Below are 18,910 nucleotides of genomic sequence, written 5' to 3'. Positions count from 1 at the left end.
ACGTCAATGAGTGCACTTGCCGGATTTCTGATTCGAATCGCCGACCGGCTGATTGCGATCATCGGCTTTCTGGGCGCTGTGGCTGTCGCGGCGGCGCAGCATGTCCGCAGTGGTGGCCGCGCTGTTTTTCGGCGTCGTCGGATGGTGGATCGCCATTCCCCCGTCACATGATCGTCATTGGCGCCCGGAAGTGGCCGTCATGCCGCGGGCGTTCATCGACGGCGACCGCGTGCGGTTCACCGGCGTGCGCGATTTCGACTATCGTTCGCGCAATGATTACACGGTGCGCTACGAAGAGCGCGAGGTGCAGCTGTCGCATCTGAAAGCTATCGATATCGACAGCTATCTGTATCATTCGGGCCGGATCAACACGAACCTGCCGTTCGATGAATTGCGGCTACGCTCCCTGATCAATCCGGCCGCACAGGCAGCCGACGGCGTGGGCCGATTTCTCGGAGCGGATCAGCGTCCCTGCCGCCGCGTTGATGAAAAGCCGCTCGCGATGTGATGCAGCGTTTGCTTTCGCGTCGCCTTGCGGGCGCTCCGGCTTATGAGTGTGCCCTGGTCATTGTCTTGTCGCCAGATCGGCGATCGCCTTCATCACGGCGTTGCGGATGCCGGGGTCGTAGAGGATGTGGCCGGCGCCATCGACGATGCGGACTTCGCTGCCCAGCCAGCGCGCGGCGAGTGCATGCGAGGTTGCGGGCGGGCACAGCAGATCGTAGCGGCCCTGCACCAGGATGCCGGGAATGCCGGCGAGCTTGCCGGCCTCGTCCATCAGCTAAAGCGCTCTCTAGGACAGCATCTCACCTATCTTTACCGCTAGTTCTTCGATCTGAAAGGGCTTGCTTATCATCGCCATGTTTGTTCCGAGGAAGCCAGCTCGAATGGCGGCGTTTGCGGCATAGCCCGTGACGAAGAGGATCGGCACTTGCGGGTGATGCTTGCGAGCGACTTCGGCAAGTTGCCGGCCGTTCATGCCGGGCAGTCCAACATCGGAAATCATCATGTCTATCGGACGACCGCTTTCCAGCAGCTTGATTGCGGAGTCGGAATCAGGTGCTTCGATCGTTCGGTAACCCAACTCCGATAGCAGTTCGCCGATGAGAAGACGAACCGAAGGGTCGTCTTCGACAAGCAGAACAGGCTGACCGGCTCCTTGCGGAGACGCTTCATGATGGACGGTGGTCTCGATCGCGCTTTGATCCGCAGCCGGCAGGTAGATCTTCGCGGAGGTGCCTTGGCCCGGTGTCGAATGGATCCGGACCTGGCCGTTTGACTGCCGTGCGAACCCGTAGACCATCGATAGACCGAGACCGGTACCTTGCCCCACAGGCTTTGTCGTGAAGAAGGGATCAAAGGCCTTTTCGATCAGGTCCGGCGTCATTCCGACTCCGGTGTCCGAAACTGCCACGACCACGTAGCGGCCGGGCGAAATACCTGGTCGAGACCTCGTATATGTCGCGTCGAGGTCAACTACAGACGTCTCGACGGTAAGCTTGCCTCCGTGAGGCATCGCGTCGCGCGCGTTGATGGCGAGGTTAAGGATGGCGTTCTCGAGCTGATTGGCATCCACTATGGCGGCGGGCACCTCCTCGTTGGTTTGGATGGCGATCGAGATGTTCTCGTCCACAGTGTGATGCAGCAGGTCCGAAAGCGACCGGACGAGAGCATTGATATCGGTCGGTTTGCTGTCGAGAGATTGCCGGCGCGAGAAAGCGAGAAGTCGTGATGTCAGATTGGCAGCACGGTGCGCCGATGTGCTCGCCGCGTCCATGAAGCGATTCAAGTCGTCGAGCCGATTGGATGCAATGCGTCGTTTCATCAAATCGATGGCGCCGATGACGCCGGTGAGCATGTTGTTGAAATCGTGCGCAATGCCCCCGGTGAGCTGACCGACAGCTTCCATTTTCTGGGCTTGGATCAGTGCAGATTCCGCCCGCGACCGCTCTGCCGTCTCCCTGCGGAGATCGGACAAGGCCTTCTCGAGCTCCGCGGTACGTTCGGCTACCTGCAACTCGAGCGTCTCTGCGGCCTTCGCCAACCTTTGCTGCGCGAGCTTTTGCTCGTTGATGTCGACGACGACGCTTATCGCGCCCGTGATCGCGCCGTCGTGTCTCACGATTGGCACGCTGCTGATGCGGGTCCAGACTGGTCCCTCTGCCGAGCCCGTGTAGAGAAATTCGACCCCGGTCACATGTTCGCCCTGCAGTGCACGCGCGCTCGGAAAACGGCTTCGCGAGAGCGGAGAGCCGTCGATGTCCTGCGCTAGCCATTCATGTTCCGCTGCAGGGTCGAAAGCGGGGCTTTTGCCGGACTTGGAAAAACGTCTGAATGCCGGATTCGAGAGCAGTTCAGTTCCGGTCTTGTCAAGAAACACGACCCCGACCGGTAGGTTGTCGAGAAGCGTTCTCAAGCTCGCCCGCTGCGTGTCCAGCTCCGCGAGTTGATCGCGCATCAGAAATTGCCGCTGCCGCGCCCGCATAGCCGAGGCGATCGTACTCAGCAGGGATTCGCTGCTGAGTGGCCTCTCGAGCAAGACCACATTCGTCGCGCTTGGCGGCAGCTTGCGGCGGACCGCTTCGTTCGGACGCTCGCATCCTGCTCGTCGGCCGAACAGCAGAATGAATGGAATGTCCGACCACGCCGGTTGGGCAGTCAAGGCGGATTGCAGCGCCGACGTATCTCCGCCGAGTGCTTCCTCGGTCATCAGAATGACGCCCGCATGCGCATCGACGAGTGGCGCGAGTTCGGCGAACGTGCCGCAAATCTTGGTATCGTAGCCCTGAGACAGCAGTAGCCCCGATACGCTCTCCGCATCGCGGCCATAAGGGGCGATGATCAGGACGCGATGGCCCTCGGCTACTGTCCTATGCACCTGAACCGCGATCTTCCATGAGAGGATTGGCTACGCCCGTGTAATGCGGTGCTCCGGTCAAGATGCCCGTGAACTCCGACAGAGGCTCGCCGACCCTTACGCCCCGATCGTCGATGCGCATCTCGCGGATCGTATCTTCGTGCCTTCCCGACCTGTTTTTGACGACGGAGATGGCCTTCCGGATACGTCCTGCAGCCTCGAAGAACCGGAGAAGGATGACCGTGTCTGCCAGATACGAAACATCCAGACCATTTGTCTGCATATTTCCAAAGAAGCCGCTTTGGGGATTAATCATCAGTGTCAGGACGCCGGACTGGCTCAGGTAGGACAGCAGTTCGTGAAGTTGCAGAATGAGCTGCTGCTCCTGCGGCATGGCGGCGACGTAGCCGCTGAGGCTGTCGATCATGAGGATCTTGATGGAGCGTTGTTGAACTTCCTTGATAACGTTGGCGGCGAACTCGCCCGGCGAAATCTCCGCAGGGTCGATCTGCCGAACGACAAGCTGCCCCTTATCGATGCACGCCCGAAGGTTGAGGCCCATTGCTTCCGCGCGCGCCAGAAGGGTGTCGATGCGCTCGTCGAATTGATAGACCGTCACCTTCTCTCCTCTCTCGCAAGCGGCAGCAAGATATTGCAGCCCGAGAGTGGTTTTTCCGGCGCCGGAAGGTCCGGTGATGAGAACTCCTGTGCCGCGCGCAGGACCGCCATTCAGCAGCGCGTCAAGTTCCGGTATGCCGCTACGAACACATTCGTTCGAGTATTCGATTTCATGCTCGGCTGCGACCAGTCGAGGAAAGATATCCAAGCCGCCACGCCGAATGACAAAGTCGTGGAATCCGGCGATGAAATCCACGCCTCGGAGTTTTTGAACCTGAAGCCTTCGCCGTGCTGCGCCAAAGTCCAGCGTCAGCCGGGATAGGGTAATGACGCCATGGCAAAGGCTGTGCAAGTGATTGTCCGAATTTCCGCCTGACCCGGTGAAGTCGTCCACCAGCAAGACGGTCGTACTGAGACCGGAGAAAAATTGCTTGAGAACGAGAAGCTGCCGCCGATACCGGAGTGGATCCTGGGCGAGCAGCCGCATTTCGGAGAGACTGTCGAACACGACCCTTGTCGGCTTGATCTTCTCGACCTGCGCCTTGATGAGCTTGATCGTTTCTCCAAGCTCGATCTCCCAGCTATGGAGTATCGACTGATCTCTGCCCGGGCCGAGGACTTCGTCCGCGGCGCTCAGTTCAAAAATATCAATTCTGCTCAGATTCCAACCGTGGGAGTCCGCGACGACCTGGAGCTCTTCCTTGGTTTCCGACAATGTGATGTAGAGTACGCGCTCGTTCTTGGATTGCCCGTCTTGGAGAAATTCGAGCGCAAGCGTCGTTTTGCCTGAACCGGGCGTTCCCTCGACAAGGTACAAGCGGTTGCGTGGCAAGCCTCCACGAAGGACATAGTCGAGGCCAGCGTTGCCGGTCGAAATGCGATTGCGTGTGTGATCCATGGCGCGCGTTTGATAAAAGGCTTAATACTCATCGTTCTGCACGAGACGGCAGAGGCACAAGGCTGCTGCCAGCGCACGTCGCCCGCCGCAGCTAGGAGTGTTCACTATTGAACATAACCCTCGCCTCCGAGGCTTAAGTCAGCGAAGGCGATCCCACTCAAACCCATGTTCCTGTCATTCATTGTTCCTGGAACAGAACGCGCGCAGCGGCGATAGGCTCCCTCGGACGCGGAACTCTTTTCGACCATTCGTTCGGGTAACAGCGGAACATTTTGTGAGGCCACTGATTCGCAACGGCTTCGAGCTGTCGCCGCGCCGGATCGGATGGCCAAGGCAAGCTTGCCGACTCGTCTCTGCCCTAGCTTCTTGCCGCCAAATCCGCGATCGCCTTCATCACCGCATTGCGGATGCCGGGATCGTAGAGGATGTGGCCGGCGCCATCGACGATGCGGACTTCGCTGCCCGGCCAGCGCGCGGCGAGTGCGTGCGAGGTCGCGGGTGGGCATAGCAGGTCGTAGCGGCCCTGTACCAGGATGCCGGGAATGCCGGCGAGCTTGCCGGCCTCATCCATCAGCTGGTGCGGCCGCATGAAGCAATCGTTGGCGAAGTAGTGCGCCTCCATGAACGGCGTCGAGGGCAGGGCGCCTGATGCCTTTGCCAGGTCGAGCCGCGTCTGCTTCGGCGTGTGCTCCGACAACGTGCGTTCGGTGTCGTGCCAGGCGCGTGCGGCCGGCGCATGCACGGCCGCGTCGGGATCGAGGATGCGACGATAATAGGCGGCAACCGGCGTCGCGCGCTCATGCTCGGGCAGGAAGTTGAGGAAGTCCTCGGAGAGGCCGGGATAGAAGCGCGGCAAGGCGCGCAGGAAGACGTCTTCCAGCTCCTCGGCCGTGCCGAGAAAGGTCGCGCGCAGTGCGAGGCCGCTGACCCGCTCGGGATGGGCCTCTGCATAAGCCAGCGCCAGCGTCGCGCCCCAGGAGCCGCCGGCCACCATCCAGCGCGCGAAGCCGAAGCGCTCGCGGATCTTCTCCATGTCGGCGATCAAATGCTGCGTCGTGTTGTGGTCGCGGCTGCCCTTCGGCCGGCTGCGGCCGCAGCCGCGCTGGTCGAACAGCACGGCGTGAAAGCGCTCGGGATCGAACAGCCGGCGATGGTCCGGCTGGCAGCCGCTGCCCGGGCCGCCATGCAGATAGACCGCGGGGACGCCGCCTTCGCGCCCGACGCTCTCGACGTGCAGATTGTGGCCGTCGCCGACATCGAGCCATTCCGATGTCAGCGGAGCGAAGGGATCGGCACGCCTGGCAGCCTTGCCGGCATCGGCGTCAGGCGCCATGAGATTTTCCCTGGCGTTCGTGCTGATGTTGGTCCGGCTCCAGCGTGCCGCCGGCGAAGTTGCGGTAGAGGAAACGGTTCTGCGCGCCGGCGGAGTCCTGCTCGGCCTGCTTGAAGATCTCCTGGTGCCGCGGCGACAGCGCGCAGGCCGGGTCGGTATTCCCGGCATCTCCGGTCAGCGCAAAGGCCTGGCAACGGCAGCCGCCGTAATCGACCTCGCGGAACTCGCAGCTCTGGCAGGGCTCCGGCATCCAGCCGGTGCCGCGATAGCGGTTGAAGGCCTCGGAGTTCTGCCAGATCCAGGCGATCGAATGGTTCGAGCGCACGGACTCGAATTCGATCCCGGTGATGCTCTCGGCGGCGTGGCACGGCAGCACCTTGCCGGCCGGCGAGATGTTGAAGAACTGGCGGCCCCAGCCGCCCATGCACTTCTTCGGCCGCAGCGCGTAATAGTCCGGCACGACATAGTCGATCGCGAGCGTGCCCTTCAGGCGCGCCTGCGCGTCCTCGACGATGCGGCTGGTCTCCTCGATCTGCGCGATCGTCGGCATCAGCGCGGCGCGGTTCTTCAGCGCCCAGCCGTAATACTGCACGTTGGCGACTTCGAGCCGGTCGGCGTCGAGATCGAGCGCCATCTGGATGATATCGGGCAGCTGATGCAGGTTCTGCCGGTGCATCACGGCGTTCACCGTGAGCGGCATGTCGAGCTCGCGCGTCCATTTCGCAACTTCGAGCTTCTTCCTGTGCGCGTCCTTCAGGCCCGCGACGCGATCGGCAACCAAGGGCTCATTACCCTGAAAACTGATCTGCACATGGCTGAGGCCGGCATCGGCCAGCGCCGACAGCTTGTCCCTGGTCAGCAGCACGGCCGAGGTGATCAGGTTGGAATAGAGCCCGACATCGGTCGCGTGCTGCACCAGCTCGACGATGTCCTTGCGCGCGGTCGGCTCGCCGCCGGAGAAATGGACCTGCAGCACGCCGAGTTCGGCGAGCTCGCTCAGCACCTTCTTCCATTCCTCGGTCGTGAGCTCGGTCGAGCCGCGGTCGAGCTCCACCGGGTTGGAGCAATACGGGCATTGCAGCGGGCAGCGGTGGGTGATCTCGAGCAGCACCGCGAGCGGGATGCCGTAGGTCTCGGCCGCCGAGCGCGTTTGCTCGAGCACCGCCAGCCCGTCGGTTGGGCCTGCCGTCGTCGTCTTGCTGTCGGCGAGCGTGTCACTCATGCTGTGCTCTCGCGCGCTTCGGTGAGAAAGCCCTTGTCCGCCAGGTCCTGCAGCATCGCGATCACGTCGGTCGCGATCGCCTCGCGAGGGGCGGCATATTTCTCGGCGAGCTGATCCACCATGTCGGCGACACTGCGCACGCCGTCGCACAGATGCAGCACCTCGACCGCGATCTCGTCCGGGGCCAGGACGCGCTCCGGCGCGAGGATCACCCAGACCTGCCGCGTCTCGTCGAATTTCAGCTTGGCATGGCGCGGCAGTTTCGGCCGGCTGGTCTCGCTGACGCTGATGTTGCGGCTGGCCATGACCTGAGTCCCTAACCTGTCTTCGGCACGAAGGCGCCGGGCGGAATCTGGCCCTCGACATAGGCGTGATACAGCGCGTCGAGCTGCACCCAGAGCACGTTGGTCTTGAAGATCAGCGCATTGCACACCGCCTCGCGCTCGGCCGGCGTCCTGGCGTGCTGCTTGACGTAGTCGAGCGCAAAGCCGGCGTCGCGCGGCGCCTGGGTCAGGCGGCGGCTGAAATAGCTCATGATGTCGGGATTGACGAAGTCGTAATGCTTCAGCATCCCCGAGATGCGCTCCTCATGCAGGTTCGGCGCGAACAATTCGGTGAGCGAGGAGGCGATCGCCTCCAGCGGCGTGCGGTCGCGGCAGAAATGCACATAGGCCTCCACGGCAAAGCGCGTCGCCGGCAGGATGCCTTCGGTGGACTCGACATAGGCGGTGTCGAGGCCGAGGCCTTCGGTCAGCTTCAGCCAGCGCTCGATGCCGCCCTCGCTGCCGAGATCGCCATCATGATCCTCGATGCGGTGGCGCCACTCGACCCGCGTCATGCGATCGCGAAAGCGCGTCATCACCATCGCGTCCTTCAGCGGGATCGTGCTCTGATAGTAATAGCGGTTGAGCGCCCAGGCCTGGACCTGGCCCTTGTTCAGCTTGCCGCCGTGCAACAGGCGGTGGAACGGATGCAGGCTGTGATAGCGCGTCGCGCCGATCGTGCGCAGCGTCGCCTCCATCTCCTCGGCAGTGTCGAGCGTGATGCCCTTGCCGATCGAGAGCGCGGTCATTCCAGAGCTGGGCACGACATTCACAGCACGATCTCCGTTCCGTCCGCAGGTACCTGCCACCCCGCGTGCTCGGCCGCCTTGCGTTCGGCCGAGGTCCCAAGCAGCGCCGGGTTGGAATTGTTGATATGCAAAAACACTTTTCGTCCGATGTCGAGACCGGCGAGGCTTGCGATCGCACCGTGATCGCCGGACATCGCAATATGTCCCATGCTTTGGCCGGTCTTGGTGCCGAGGCCCGCCGCGATCAGCTCGTCGTCGCGCCAAACCGTGCCGTCGAAAAACACCAGGGGCGCGCCCTTGAGCCGCGACTTCAGCCCGTCGGTGACCCGCGCGCAGGCGGCCAGGAAATAGAAGTATTTGCCGCTGCGCTTGTCCGCAATACGCAGGCCCAGCGTATCGCCGACGCCGTCGGCGCCCGCCGGGTGCGCCTTGCCTTCGAGATACCATGCGCCCTTGCCGGGAACCTCGAACGGCAGCACTTCGAGCCCCGACGGCGATCCATCGGGCAGGGCCGGCTCGAAGGCCTGGTCGACCGCAATCGGCAGGCGGGTGACGTTCTTCTCGCTCAGCACGTTGAAGATGCTGTTCGAGCGCAGGATCGCGAGCACGCGCTCATGGGCGTAGATCGCAAATGGCGAGCCCTCGCGCATCGACAGCAGGCCTGCGACCGCATCGATCTCGCCATTGGTGAGGATGACGCCGGCGATCGGGCTGTGGCGCAGCGCACCGGGCTTCGGATGCAGCTGCGGCGTCGCGATCAATTGCTGGCGCAGGTCGGGTGAGGCGTTGACGAGAAACCAGTGCGCGCCGTCGCCGCTGACGGCGATCGAGGCTTGCGTGCTCTGCAATTCGGGATGGTCGCCGCGCGCCGTGCGGCAGACGGCACAGCCGCAATTCCACTGCGGAACGCCGCCACCCGCCGCGGCACCCAGGACGACGACACGAAGCATGATCCGTCCCCTGGAGAGCTTTTCTCAGATCCAGAAACGTTACGAGGTGGACCCCGGATTTGAAACGCACCCCCGTGCTCGGGAGCGCGTTACGCCCGGATGTCCACCTGCGCTAAAACGCTAAACGTGTATAGGGCGCTGCCGCTTACTTGCGGGTGGCGCACATATACATGTTGATTTCCATGCCGACCGACACTTCGACGATCTTCGGTGCTTTCCAGGCCATTTGGCTCTCCTTGTTGCGACCGGACGAACGTTCCGCCCTGAAGATAAACTACTGTGGTTGGAAAAGTTCGCCACTTAAATTTTTCGCTAGGCATCCCGGGCAGAGCCATGCTGCACTGCGGAAGGCAAGTCCGGCCCACTCACAAATTTGTGCGCGCCTTTCCCGTCAAAACCCGGTGGCATCAGACCTTTTTCCTGTTGTTCGCCACACGGTGAATGGTGATCTTGGACTAAGAAACGGGACGACGCGATCCTCCGAAGGTCCTGATGACCACCCCGTGCCTCCCGTCGCGGGAAGCGACTAACCGAGCCGAGTTCAGCCGATGCCACGTTATTTCTTCAATACCCGTATCGGCGACGAGCTGATCTCCGACCCCGACGGCGAAATCCTGCGCGACCCGGATCGGGCGTGGGAAATGGCGCGGGCGATGATTCGCGAACTGCTCAAGACCGAGGGGGCCGACGGTGCGCTGCTCAGCGCCGTGATCGAGGTGACCGACGACGAGGGCGAGATCGTGCTGGAGTTTCCATTCACCGAGGCGATCCTCGATCGCCCGGACCACTCGATGACAAGGCACTGACGCAAGCCGTTGCCGCGCCACAACCATGCGTTGGCCGATGTCGGCATGTTTCCGATTGCAATTGTCCGGACAAATTCGCAAGACTATGAACGGAAAGCCTAATGCGCCGATCGACATCAATGGCGCGATGAACAAAGGCTTCCAGCCAGGGGAGATCATCATGAAAAAACACTCGTTCGCACCGCGCAGCCTGCTGCTGGCGGGGGCCATGCTGGGCGCCTTTACGCTCTCTGCTGCGGCGCAGCAGCCGGCCGCCGCGCCGGCCGCAGGTGCAGCTCCGGCCGCCCAGCCGCTGCCGCCGGGCTCGCCCTTGATCGGGCGTCCCGACAATGAAGCCGCCGCCAAGCTGGCACCGGTGGCGCCGCCGCCGCTGCCGTCTGCGCCCGACAAGCTGCCGCTCGCCAAGCTCAAGGTGCCGGCCGGCTTCAATGTCGAGGTCTACGCCGCAGGGATGGCCAATGCGCGCTCGCTGGCGCTCGGCGACAAGGGCACCGTGTTCGTCGGCAGCCGGCTCGTCGACAAGGTCTATGCGATCGTCAACAAGGACGGCAAGCGCTCGGTCAAGGTGATCGCCTCCGGCCTCTATCGTCCGAACGGCGTCGCCTTCAAGGACGGCACGCTCTACATCGCCGAGCTCTCGCAGGTCTCCAAGATCGACAAGATCGAGGACAATCTGGACAACCCGCCGAAGCCGACCGTGATCTACGACAAGCTGCCGAAGGACGAGGCGCATGGCTGGAAGTTCATCGCCATCGGTCCCGACAACAAGCTCTATGTCCCGGTCGGCCAGCCCGGTAACAACGTGCTGCATGACGCCGACCACGGTCAAATCCGCCGCATCAATCTCGACGGCTCCGGCGCCGAGGTCTATGCGCTCGGCGTCCGCAACTCGGTCGGCTTCGACTGGAATCCCGAGACCAAGCAGATGTACTTCACCGACAACGGCCGCGACTGGCTGTCGGAGACGGTGCCGGAAGACGAGCTCAACCGCGTCACCAAGGCGGGCGAGGATTTCGGCGCGCCGTACTGCTACCAGGGCAACATCATCGACCAGGAGCTCGGCTGGGGCAAGAACTGCAAGGACTATACGCCGCCGGTCGGCCTGATGGGCCCGCATACCGCATCGCTCGGCATGCGCTTCTACACTGGAAGCATGTTCCCGAAGACCTACAAGAACGTGATCTTCGTGGCGCGCCACGGCTCCTGGAACAAGTCGCAGAAGCAGGGCGGCGACGTCGTCGTCGTGAGACTCAACAAGGACGGCACCGTGAAGTCGGTCGAGCCGTTCATGACCGGCTTCCTCGAGGACAACAAGTATGTCGGCCGACCGGTCGACGTGATGCTGCTGAAGGACGGCTCGCTGCTGGTCTCCGACGACTGGAACGGCGCGGTCTATCGCATCACCTACGGCAAGCCGAAGGTCGCCAACCAGTAAGTTGAAGTCATGGATCGGGGGCAGCATGCGCTGCCCCCGATTTTCTTTTTGAACTGTTGCAAGGATGGACCGATGCGCAAGCTCGCAATGGCCGCGGCGCTCACCGCGCTCAGCTTCTCCGCAAATGCCGAGACCATCCAGGAGCGCGCTGCGGCGTGCTTTGCCTGCCATGGCGAGCGCGGCACGTCGGAAACCGAGAACACGCCCTCGCTCGGCGGCCAGCAGGCGCCCTATGCGCTGATCCAGCTGTTCATGTTCCGCGAGAAGCTCAGGGTATTCGACCCGATGAACGAGATGGCGAAGCCGATGACCGACGACGATTTGCGCGCCTTCTCGGATTTCATCGCCACTTTGCCGAAGCCTGTGCCGCCTGCTGACGCCGGCGACGCCGCGCGGATGGCGCGCGGCCAGGCGTTGGCGCAGCAGAACCGCTGCAACAGCTGCCACAACACCGATTTCTCCGGCAAGGATAACGTCCCCCGGATCGCCAATCAGCGCGAGGACTACCTCGCCAAGACGCTGGCCGAATACAAGGACAACAGCCGCCACGGCTACGACGCCACCATGGCGGACGTGATGCAGACGGTGACCAAGGAGCAGATCGGCGACCTTGCCTATTACATCGCGCATGTCCGCTGAAACATCGGGCGGCGCGCCGCTGGTCTTGCCCTTCGGGTGGGGCTAAAACGCCTCCGTCACACGGAGTAGCACATGCAGGATCTTTGGCGTCTGTCGGCAACCGAGCTCGCCGGCCTCATCAAATCGAAGCGGGTCTCGGCGAAGGAGGCCGCCGAGGCCGGGCTCGCCCGGCTCGATGCGGTCAACCCTGTCATCAACGCGGTGGTCGATCACCGGCCGGACGACGTGCTGGCGCAGGCGGTCGCGATCGATGCGGCAATTGCGCGCGGTGAGGCGGTCGGGCCGCTTGCCGGCGTGCCTGTCACGATCAAGGTCAATGTCGACCAGGAAGGCTACGCCACCACCAACGGCCTGAAGGCGCAGCGCGACCTGATCGCCAGGGCCGACAACCCGGTGGTCGCCAATCTGCGCAAGGCCGGCGCGGTGCTGCTCGGCCGCACCAATTGCCCGGCGGTGTCCTATCGCTGGTTCACCACCAACCTCATCCACGGCGACACCAAGAACCCGCGCGATCCCGGCATCACCCCGGGCGGCTCGTCGGGCGGCGCGGGCTCGGCGGTCGCGGCCGGCATCGGCCACATCGCCCATGGCACCGATATCGCGGGCTCGATCCGCTATCCGGCCTATGCCTGTGGCGTGCACGGCCTGCGGCCGAGCCTGGGCCGTATCCCGGCCTTCAACGCGGCGTTGCCGGAGCGTCCGATCGGCCCGCAGATCAGCGCGGTGTCGGGCCCGCTGGCGCGCACGGTGAATGATCTGCGCGTCTCGCTCGCGGCGATGTCTGCGCCCGACTATCGCGATCCCTGGTATGCGCCGGTGCCGCTCGAGGGCCCGCGCCGCGAGAAGCGCGTTGCGATGTGCCCCAATCCCGATGGCCTCGACCCGGTGCCGGAAGTCGTTGCCGCGGTCGCCGATGCCGGCAAGCGCTTGCAAGCGGCCGGCTGGATCGTCGAGGAAGTTGCCAACACGCCGTCCTTGCGCGAGGCGGCCGAGATCCAGACCCGGCTCTGGCTCGGCGACGGCTACGAGGCGCAGCTTGCGTTTGCCGAACGCGAGGGCGATCCCGGCGCGCTGGCCTGCCTGCACGGCGTCCGCTCAAGGGTGCATCCGTTCGACCTGTCGCAGGCGCTGACCCGCCGCGCCACGCTGACGCGCGAATGGTTTGCCTTCCTCGACAAATATCCGGTGCTGCTGATGCCGGTGTCCGGCGAGCTGCCGTTCCCGGATCATCTCGACCGCAAGGACGAGGCGTCGTTCGCGCGGGTGTGGCACGCGCAGCTGCCGCAGATCGCAATCCCGTTCATGGGCCTTCCGGGGCTCGTCGTCTCCACGGGGCTCGTCGGGCGGATTCCGGTCGGCGTGCAGCTGGTGGCCGCGCGTTATCGCGAGGATCTCTGTCTCGCCGCGGGCGAGGCGATCGAGGCCGCCGGCACGCCGTCCTCTCCAATTGATCCGGTGGTCTAACATGGCGACGGTCTACGATTTCACCGCCAAGTCGCTCGCCGGCGAGGACATGCCCTTGCGGCAGTTCGAGGGGCAGGTGCTGCTGATCGTCAACACTGCAAGCGCCTGCGGGTTCACGCCGCAATACAAGGGCCTGCAGGAGCTGCACGCGGGCCTCTCGCCGCGCGGCTTTGCGGTGCTCGGCTTTCCCTGCAACCAGTTCGGCGCGCAGGAGCCCGGCGATGCGAAGCAGATCGCCACGTTCTGCGAGACCAACTATGCGGTGACGTTTCCGATGTTCGCCAAGATCGACGTCAACGGCTCGGGCGCGCATCCATTGTACGAACATCTGAAACGTGAGAAGTCGGGGCTGCTCGGGCCGGCGATCAAATGGAACTTCACCAAGTTCCTGGTCGATCGCGCCGGCAAGGTCGTGGCGCGGCATGCGCCGACCGCCCGGCCCGAAGGATTGAAGAAGGAAATCGAGGCGCTGCTATGAGCGACGACAACACCAACGACCAATTCCCCGACCGCCTCTCGGTCGATCCGAACAGCCCGTATTACAACGCGGACATCCTGGCGCGTGACGTCGGCATCCGTTTCAAGGGCGCCGAGAAGACCAATGTCGAGGAATACTGCATCAGCGAGGGCTGGGTGCGGGTCACCGCGGGGAACGCCAAGGACCGTTACGGCAATCCGCTGACCATCAAGGTGCACGGGCCGGTCGAGCCGTATTTCAGGGACAAGGCGAAGTCCTGAGCGAACTCTAACCACCGTCATTGCGAGGAGCGAAGCGACGAAGCAATCCACTGCATCCGCATCAGTGGAGACATGGATTGCTTCGCTTCGCTCGCAATGACGGCGGAGAAGCCGGTAGACGCAACTCAAAGAGCTCCCCCATGTCCGTCCGCATCGTCGACGTCCGCGAGGTGACGAAACCGATCTCCTCGCCGATCCGCAACGCCTATATCGACTTCACCAAGATGACCTCGAGCCTCGTCGCCGTGGTCACCGATGTGGTGCGCGACGGCAGGCGGGTGGTCGGCTACGGCTTCAATTCCAACGGTCGCTACGGGCAGGGCGGGCTGATCCGCGAGCGCTTTGCACCGCGCCTCAAGGAAGCCGATCCCAAAGCGCTGCTCGATGCCGCCGGTGACAATCTCGATCCGGACAAGGTCTGGTCGACGCTGATTTCGAACGAGAAGCCGGGCGGCCATGGCGAGCGCTCGGTCGCGGTCGGCACCATCGACATGGCGGTGTGGGACGCGGTGGCGAAGATCGCGGGCAAGCCGCTGTTCCGGCTGCTCGCCGAGCGCCACGGTCTCACCGCCAATCCGCGCGTCTTCGTCTATGCGGCCGGCGGCTATTACTATCCGGGCAAGGATCTCGGCGCGCTGCGCAAGGAGATGCGTGGCTATCTCGACCGCGGCTACAACGTCGTGAAGATGAAGATCGGCGGCGCGCCGCTCACTGAGGACCGCGCGCGCATCGAGGCGGTGCTCAACGAGATCGGCCGCGACGCGCAGCTCGCGGTCGACGCCAATGGCCGCTTCGATCTGGAGACCGCGATCGCCTACGCCAAGATGCTGCGCGAGTATCCGCTGTTCTGGTACGAGGAGGCCGGCGATCCGCTCGATTACGCGTTGCAGGCCGCTTTGGCCGAGTTCTATCCCGGCGCGATGGCGACCGGCGAGAACCTGTTCAGCCACCAGGATGCGCGCAACCTGATCCGCTACGGCGGCATGCGGCCGGACCGCGACTGGCTGCAATTCGACTGCGCACTGTCCTACGGGCTGTGCGAATATCAGCGCACGCTCGCGGTGCTGAAGACCCATGGCTGGTCGCCGAGCCGCTGCATCCCGCATGGCGGCCACCAGATGTCGCTCAACATCGCGGCCGGCCTCGGCCTCGGCGGCAATGAGAGCTATCCCGACCTGTTCCAGCCCTATGGCGGCTTCCCGGACGGCGTCCGCGTCGAGGGTGGCCACATCGTGATGCCCGAGCTTCCCGGCATCGGCTTCGAGGGCAAATCGGATCTCTACAAGGAGATGAAGGCGCTGGCCGATTAACCGGTGCAGATCCAGCCAGTCCAGCCGGCTTGGGTCGCAAACATAATTTGAGCAACGCTCAATAAAATATTGAACGTTGCTCACGATGCAGTATACTCATGCGGGAGAGGCGTCTTTTCCGGCGAGTGGGAACGCGCCGGAACCGGCCATGAGGAACAGCCGCATGACATATTCAGCGAAGAATCTTCGGGAAGCCGCAAATGCCGGGGTGATCAGCGTGGCTGATCTGGACCGGCTGCTCGCCTTCCTGGCCAGCCAGGAGGGGCAGGGCGCGGCCGGCGAGGCCAGCCCGGCTGCCAGGTTCGATGCCGCCCACGTGCTCTGGTACGCCGGCGCCCTGATCGTGATCGGCGCCATGGGCCTGTTCTCGACCCTGGCGTTCACCCAGATGGGCGGCCGGGCGCTCACGGCCTGCGCGATCGCCTATGCCGTTGCGTTCGGCGTCGCCGGTCATCACCTCTGGTACGGCAGGAATCTGCGGGTGCCAGGCGGCCTGTTGATCGCGATCGCGGTCTCGATGGCGCCGCTCGCCGTCTACGGCATCCAGGACGAACTCGGCTGGTGGGGCCAATTCGGCAAGCCCGGAACTGTGCAGGACTTCTATATCTGGGTGAAGGGCAGCTGGATCTTCATGGAGATCGCGACCGTTGCCGCCGGCGTCGTCGCGCTGCGCTACTATCGCTTCGCCTCCATCGTCGCGATCATCGCGGTCGCGCTGTGGTTCATGTCGATGGATCTGGCGCCATGGTTCAGCGGCACGACCTATGCCGATTTCGAGACGCGGCGCCGCGTGTCGGTCTGGTTCGGATTGGCCGTGCTCGCGGTGGCCTGGATCGTCGACTATCGCAGCCGCAACGGCGACTTCGCGTTCTGGCTGCATCTGTTCGGCCTGATGGCGTTCTGGGGCGGCATCACCGCGTCCTCAAGCTCGACCGAGCTGGGCAAAGCGGTCTACTGTCTGCTCAATGTCGGCCTCATCGTGATCGCCGTGATCCTGATGCGGCGCGCCTATGCGGTGTTCGGCGCGTTCGGCATCTGCCTCTATCTCGGACATCTCGCCGACGTCGTCTTCAAGGACTCGCTGTGGTTTCCGTTCTCGCTGTCGCTGATCGGCATTGCGGTGATCGCTGCGGGCCTGCTCTACCATCGCAACGAACGCGCGATCGTCGGCTGGCTCGAGGCGCATCTGCCGGCGGGACTGCGGCCGCGCTCGGCAATCGCGTGAGGAGCAATAGTGGACGGAGAGCGGTTGCCGACTACGACAGCCGCATATCCAGCAGCCGCCGGCCTTCGCCCTTCAGCAGCTTCTTCACCGCGCTCGAGGCGATCACCTCGCCATTGTTGGCATAGGCCTCGTGGTTCTTCTCGATGTCGTCGAGCCGGTAGAGGTAGTTGACCATGACGCCGGCGGATTCGCGCAGGCCCTTGGGCGAGAGGTCGCCGAGCCAGTTGATCCGCTCCAGCCGCGCGCCGTTGCCGAGATGGAAGCGGGCGACCGAATCGATCAGCCGTCCCTTCGGCGTGCGTGCCTTCAGAAAGTAGTAGGCGGCGAGCGGCTCCAGCACGGTGCGCAGTTGCGTCGCGAGCTCGGCATTGTCGGGCCAGCCGGGCTTGCCGAGGCTTTCCAGTAGTTGGCGGTCCTCATCTGACAGCGGCACGTCGTCGGCCTGCTTGACCCACTGCATGAAGCCCGGCACCGGCGACAGCGTCACGAAGGTGTCGAGCTTCGGCAGTTCGCGGCGCAGTTCCTCGACCACCTGTTTGATCAGGAAGCTGCCGAACGAGATGCCGCCGAGGCCGCGCTGGGTATTGGAGATCGAATAGAATACCGCGGTGCGGGCCTTCTCGGCCGGCACCGGCTCGCGCTCTTCCGCGAGCAGCGGCGCGATCGCGCCAGGGATCGCTTCGGTCAGCGCGACCTCGACGAAGATCAGCGGCTCGTCGGCCAGCGCGGGGTGGAAGAATGCGTAGCAGCGGCGATCGACCGGATCGATGCGGCGGCGCAGATCGTCCCAGTCGCGGATCTCGTGCACGGCCTCATAGCGGATGATCTTCTCCAGAATATTGGCCGGCGACGACCAGTCTATCCTGCGCAGCACGAGGAATCCCCTGTTGAACCAGGACGAGAGCAGGTGCACGACGTCGCGATCGAGCGCGGCGAGGTCCTTGTTGCCCTTCATCAGTGAAAGTAGGTCGGAACGGATCGACACCAACTCGCCGGTGCCGCCCGGCGCGCGGTTGAGCCGGCGGATCAACTCCTGGCGGCGCGGTTCGGAGGCGAAATGCAGGTCGCTGGCATCCTCGCCATTGGCCTTGGCGCGCCAGGCGTCGATCGCCTGCGCCAGCCTGGCGTGATCGGGGCCGAAATCGCGCGCCAGCGTCTGGAAGAACGACAGGCGGCCGGCGGCATCGAGGTGGTGGTAGCGGTCGAGCACTTCGCGCGCCATCGCGGTGCCGGAGGCTTCGCCGCGGCCGGACAGCAGCGCCTCGCACAATTCCAGCAGCTCGGACGCATCCTGCTTGTCGTTGGCCGGGCTGGCGCGGCCGAGCAGGACGCGGCCGCGTTCGGAGATCGTCGAGAGCAGGTCGGAGAAGAAAGCGTTGGCCATTTACGGGTCGTATCCAGCGGGTCGTGTCCAGTGAAGCCCGACCTTACACGGGATTTAAGGTCGGCAGGAACGCAATCAAGCGCATGGATCGTACGGAAATATGTCGCACCGCGACAGCGGTATAAATCGTCGTCGCTGCGCGCGGTGACAAACCCCGTTCACGTTTTCTCCGCGAACGCGGTCGGTGTCTTGCCGGTAACCTGGCGGAACGCGTGGGAGAATGCCGGCACGCTGGCATAGCCGAGGTCGGAGGCGACCTGCTTGACCGAAACGTTGGCGTCGGTCGACAGCCGCTCGATCGCGGCCGCGATGCGGGCGCGCTGGCACCAGCTCTTGAAGGACAGTTGCGTCTCCGCCGCGAACAGCCGCGACAGTGTCCGCGCCGAGGTGCCGACCGTGCGCGCCAGCGCATCGATCTCGTGGTCCCTGGTCGGATCGGCCAGCACGATATCGGCGGCGCGACGGCAACGCGGCTCCTGCGGCAGCGGGATGAAGGTCGCGGAGTCCTCGGCCTGGTGCAGCTCCAGCATCACCAGCCTGATCAGGAGGTCGGTGCGCTCGCGCCCGCATGCGGCGTCGAACAGCGCGAGGATCGCCTGGTGCACCAGCGGCGACACCCGCACCACGAATTCGTGGTCGAGGCTGCCGCTACGCTTCTCGCGCGCAAGCCAGGCCTGGTCGAAATACAGTGTGCGCATCTCGATGTCGGCGAGCACGTCGATCGCGTGCGGGAGCAGGGCGGGCACCCAGACCGCGCGGTCCGGCGGCACCAGCCAACGGCCCTTCGGCGTCGTCACCTGCATGGTGCCGCTGGCGGCATAGACCAGCTGGGCCTCGCGGTGCATGTGGGCATCGAGCCGGACACCCTTCTGGTAGCTGCGCGCTACCATGTGCACGCCGTCGCCGGTGACGCGCCGGTCCTGGTGGAGGGCTCTGATTGGCGGTTCAGCGATAGTCAT

The 18,910-nt window shown here is 64.0% G+C and carries 18 protein-coding genes and 2 pseudogenes; 9 read left to right on the top strand and 11 right to left on the bottom strand.

Translation table 11 applies throughout. The features are described 5' to 3' along the window. Positions 1–58 precede the first annotated feature (58 nt). A pseudogene (locus tag JQ507_25300) lies at positions 59–439 on the top strand (hypothetical protein). Positions 440–565: 126 nt separating this feature from the next. On the opposite strand, the pseudogene JQ507_25295 reads toward JQ507_25300, so the two are convergent. The 9 genes and pseudogenes from JQ507_25295 to pqqA form a co-directional block, all read right to left on the bottom strand. Continuing rightward, positions 566–781: pseudogene (locus JQ507_25295) on the bottom strand (prolyl aminopeptidase). A 12-nt stretch (positions 782–793) separates the two neighbouring features. Further along, the gene (locus tag JQ507_25290) at positions 794–2,485 is read right to left on the bottom strand and encodes a response regulator (GenBank protein ID QRI73508.1); all 1,692 of its coding nucleotides are present in this window, start codon (positions 2,483–2,485) and stop codon (positions 794–796) included. A gap of 385 nt (positions 2,486–2,870) precedes the next feature. Further along, complete coding sequence (locus JQ507_25285) at positions 2,871–4,373, bottom strand: AAA family ATPase (GenBank protein ID QRI68224.1); 1,503 nt, start codon at positions 4,371–4,373, stop codon at positions 2,871–2,873. 358 nt (positions 4,374–4,731) lie between these two features. Continuing rightward, positions 4,732–5,706: a prolyl aminopeptidase gene (gene pip / locus JQ507_25280; GenBank protein ID QRI68223.1), complete on the bottom strand. Its 975-nt coding sequence runs from the start codon at positions 5,704–5,706 to the stop codon at positions 4,732–4,734. Further along, the gene (pqqE, locus tag JQ507_25275) at positions 5,696–6,928 is read right to left on the bottom strand and encodes a pyrroloquinoline quinone biosynthesis protein PqqE (protein ID QRI68222.1); all 1,233 of its coding nucleotides are present in this window, start codon (positions 6,926–6,928) and stop codon (positions 5,696–5,698) included. Before pqqE ends, pip begins: the two co-directional genes overlap by 11 nt. Further along, positions 6,925–7,233, bottom strand: coding sequence for a pyrroloquinoline quinone biosynthesis peptide chaperone PqqD (gene pqqD / locus JQ507_25270; GenBank protein QRI68221.1), 309 nt, complete (start codon positions 7,231–7,233; stop codon positions 6,925–6,927). The genes pqqE and pqqD overlap by 4 nt, the downstream gene beginning before the upstream one ends. Before the next feature lie 11 nt (positions 7,234–7,244). After that, on the bottom strand, positions 7,245–8,000 hold the full coding sequence (gene pqqC, locus JQ507_25265) for a pyrroloquinoline-quinone synthase PqqC (GenBank protein QRI73507.1): 756 nt from the start codon (positions 7,998–8,000) through the stop codon (positions 7,245–7,247). Between the two features lie 20 nt (positions 8,001–8,020). Beyond that, positions 8,021–8,950 (bottom strand): pyrroloquinoline quinone biosynthesis protein PqqB, encoded by a 930-nt coding sequence (pqqB, locus tag JQ507_25260; protein QRI68220.1) that lies wholly within the window; start codon positions 8,948–8,950, stop codon positions 8,021–8,023. Positions 8,951–9,095: 145 nt separating this feature from the next. Next, positions 9,096–9,176, bottom strand: coding sequence for a pyrroloquinoline quinone precursor peptide PqqA (gene pqqA, locus JQ507_25255; GenBank protein ID QRI73506.1), 81 nt, complete (start codon positions 9,174–9,176; stop codon positions 9,096–9,098). 322 nt (positions 9,177–9,498) lie between these two features. Here pqqA and JQ507_25250 point away from each other — a divergent pair, with 322 nt between their 5' ends. From JQ507_25250 to JQ507_25215, 8 genes are all read left to right on the top strand, one after another. Continuing rightward, on the top strand, positions 9,499–9,756 hold the full coding sequence (locus tag JQ507_25250) for a hypothetical protein (GenBank protein ID QRI68219.1): 258 nt from the start codon (positions 9,499–9,501) through the stop codon (positions 9,754–9,756). 160 nt (positions 9,757–9,916) lie between these two features. Next, on the top strand, positions 9,917–11,191 hold the full coding sequence (locus tag JQ507_25245; protein QRI68218.1) for a PQQ-dependent sugar dehydrogenase: 1,275 nt from the start codon (positions 9,917–9,919) through the stop codon (positions 11,189–11,191). 72 nt (positions 11,192–11,263) lie between these two features. Further along, positions 11,264–11,830, top strand: coding sequence for a c-type cytochrome (locus tag JQ507_25240; protein QRI68217.1), 567 nt, complete (start codon positions 11,264–11,266; stop codon positions 11,828–11,830). Positions 11,831–11,902: 72 nt separating this feature from the next. Then, positions 11,903–13,294, top strand: a complete 1,392-nt coding sequence (locus JQ507_25235; protein ID QRI68216.1) for an amidase family protein — start codon at positions 11,903–11,905, stop codon at positions 13,292–13,294. A 1-nt stretch (position 13,295) separates the two neighbouring features. Then, positions 13,296–13,772: a glutathione peroxidase gene (locus tag JQ507_25230; GenBank protein ID QRI68215.1), complete on the top strand. Its 477-nt coding sequence runs from the start codon at positions 13,296–13,298 to the stop codon at positions 13,770–13,772. Continuing rightward, entirely contained in the window at positions 13,769–14,032 is a 264-nt protein-coding gene (locus JQ507_25225; GenBank protein QRI68214.1) for a DUF3297 family protein, read from the top strand. Before JQ507_25230 ends, JQ507_25225 begins: the two co-directional genes overlap by 4 nt. A gap of 140 nt (positions 14,033–14,172) precedes the next feature. Further along, positions 14,173–15,342, top strand: a complete 1,170-nt coding sequence (locus tag JQ507_25220; protein QRI68213.1) for a mandelate racemase/muconate lactonizing enzyme family protein — start codon at positions 14,173–14,175, stop codon at positions 15,340–15,342. A 163-nt stretch (positions 15,343–15,505) separates the two neighbouring features. Further along, positions 15,506–16,567: a hypothetical protein gene (locus JQ507_25215; protein QRI68212.1), complete on the top strand. Its 1,062-nt coding sequence runs from the start codon at positions 15,506–15,508 to the stop codon at positions 16,565–16,567. Positions 16,568–16,598: 31 nt separating this feature from the next. Here the strand turns inward: JQ507_25215 and JQ507_25210 are convergent, their stop codons facing one another. Continuing rightward, positions 16,599–17,951: a malonyl-CoA decarboxylase gene (locus tag JQ507_25210; GenBank protein QRI68211.1), complete on the bottom strand. Its 1,353-nt coding sequence runs from the start codon at positions 17,949–17,951 to the stop codon at positions 16,599–16,601. A gap of 158 nt (positions 17,952–18,109) precedes the next feature. After that, positions 18,110–18,910, bottom strand: coding sequence for a helix-turn-helix transcriptional regulator (locus tag JQ507_25205; GenBank protein ID QRI68210.1), 801 nt, complete (start codon positions 18,908–18,910; stop codon positions 18,110–18,112).

Source organism: Bradyrhizobium sp. PSBB068 (assembly GCA_016839165.1).
Lineage (GTDB): Bacteria > Pseudomonadota > Alphaproteobacteria > Rhizobiales > Xanthobacteraceae > Bradyrhizobium.
The sequence above is the reverse complement of the archived record's forward strand: the minus strand, read 5'-3'. Positions and strand labels throughout refer to the sequence as shown.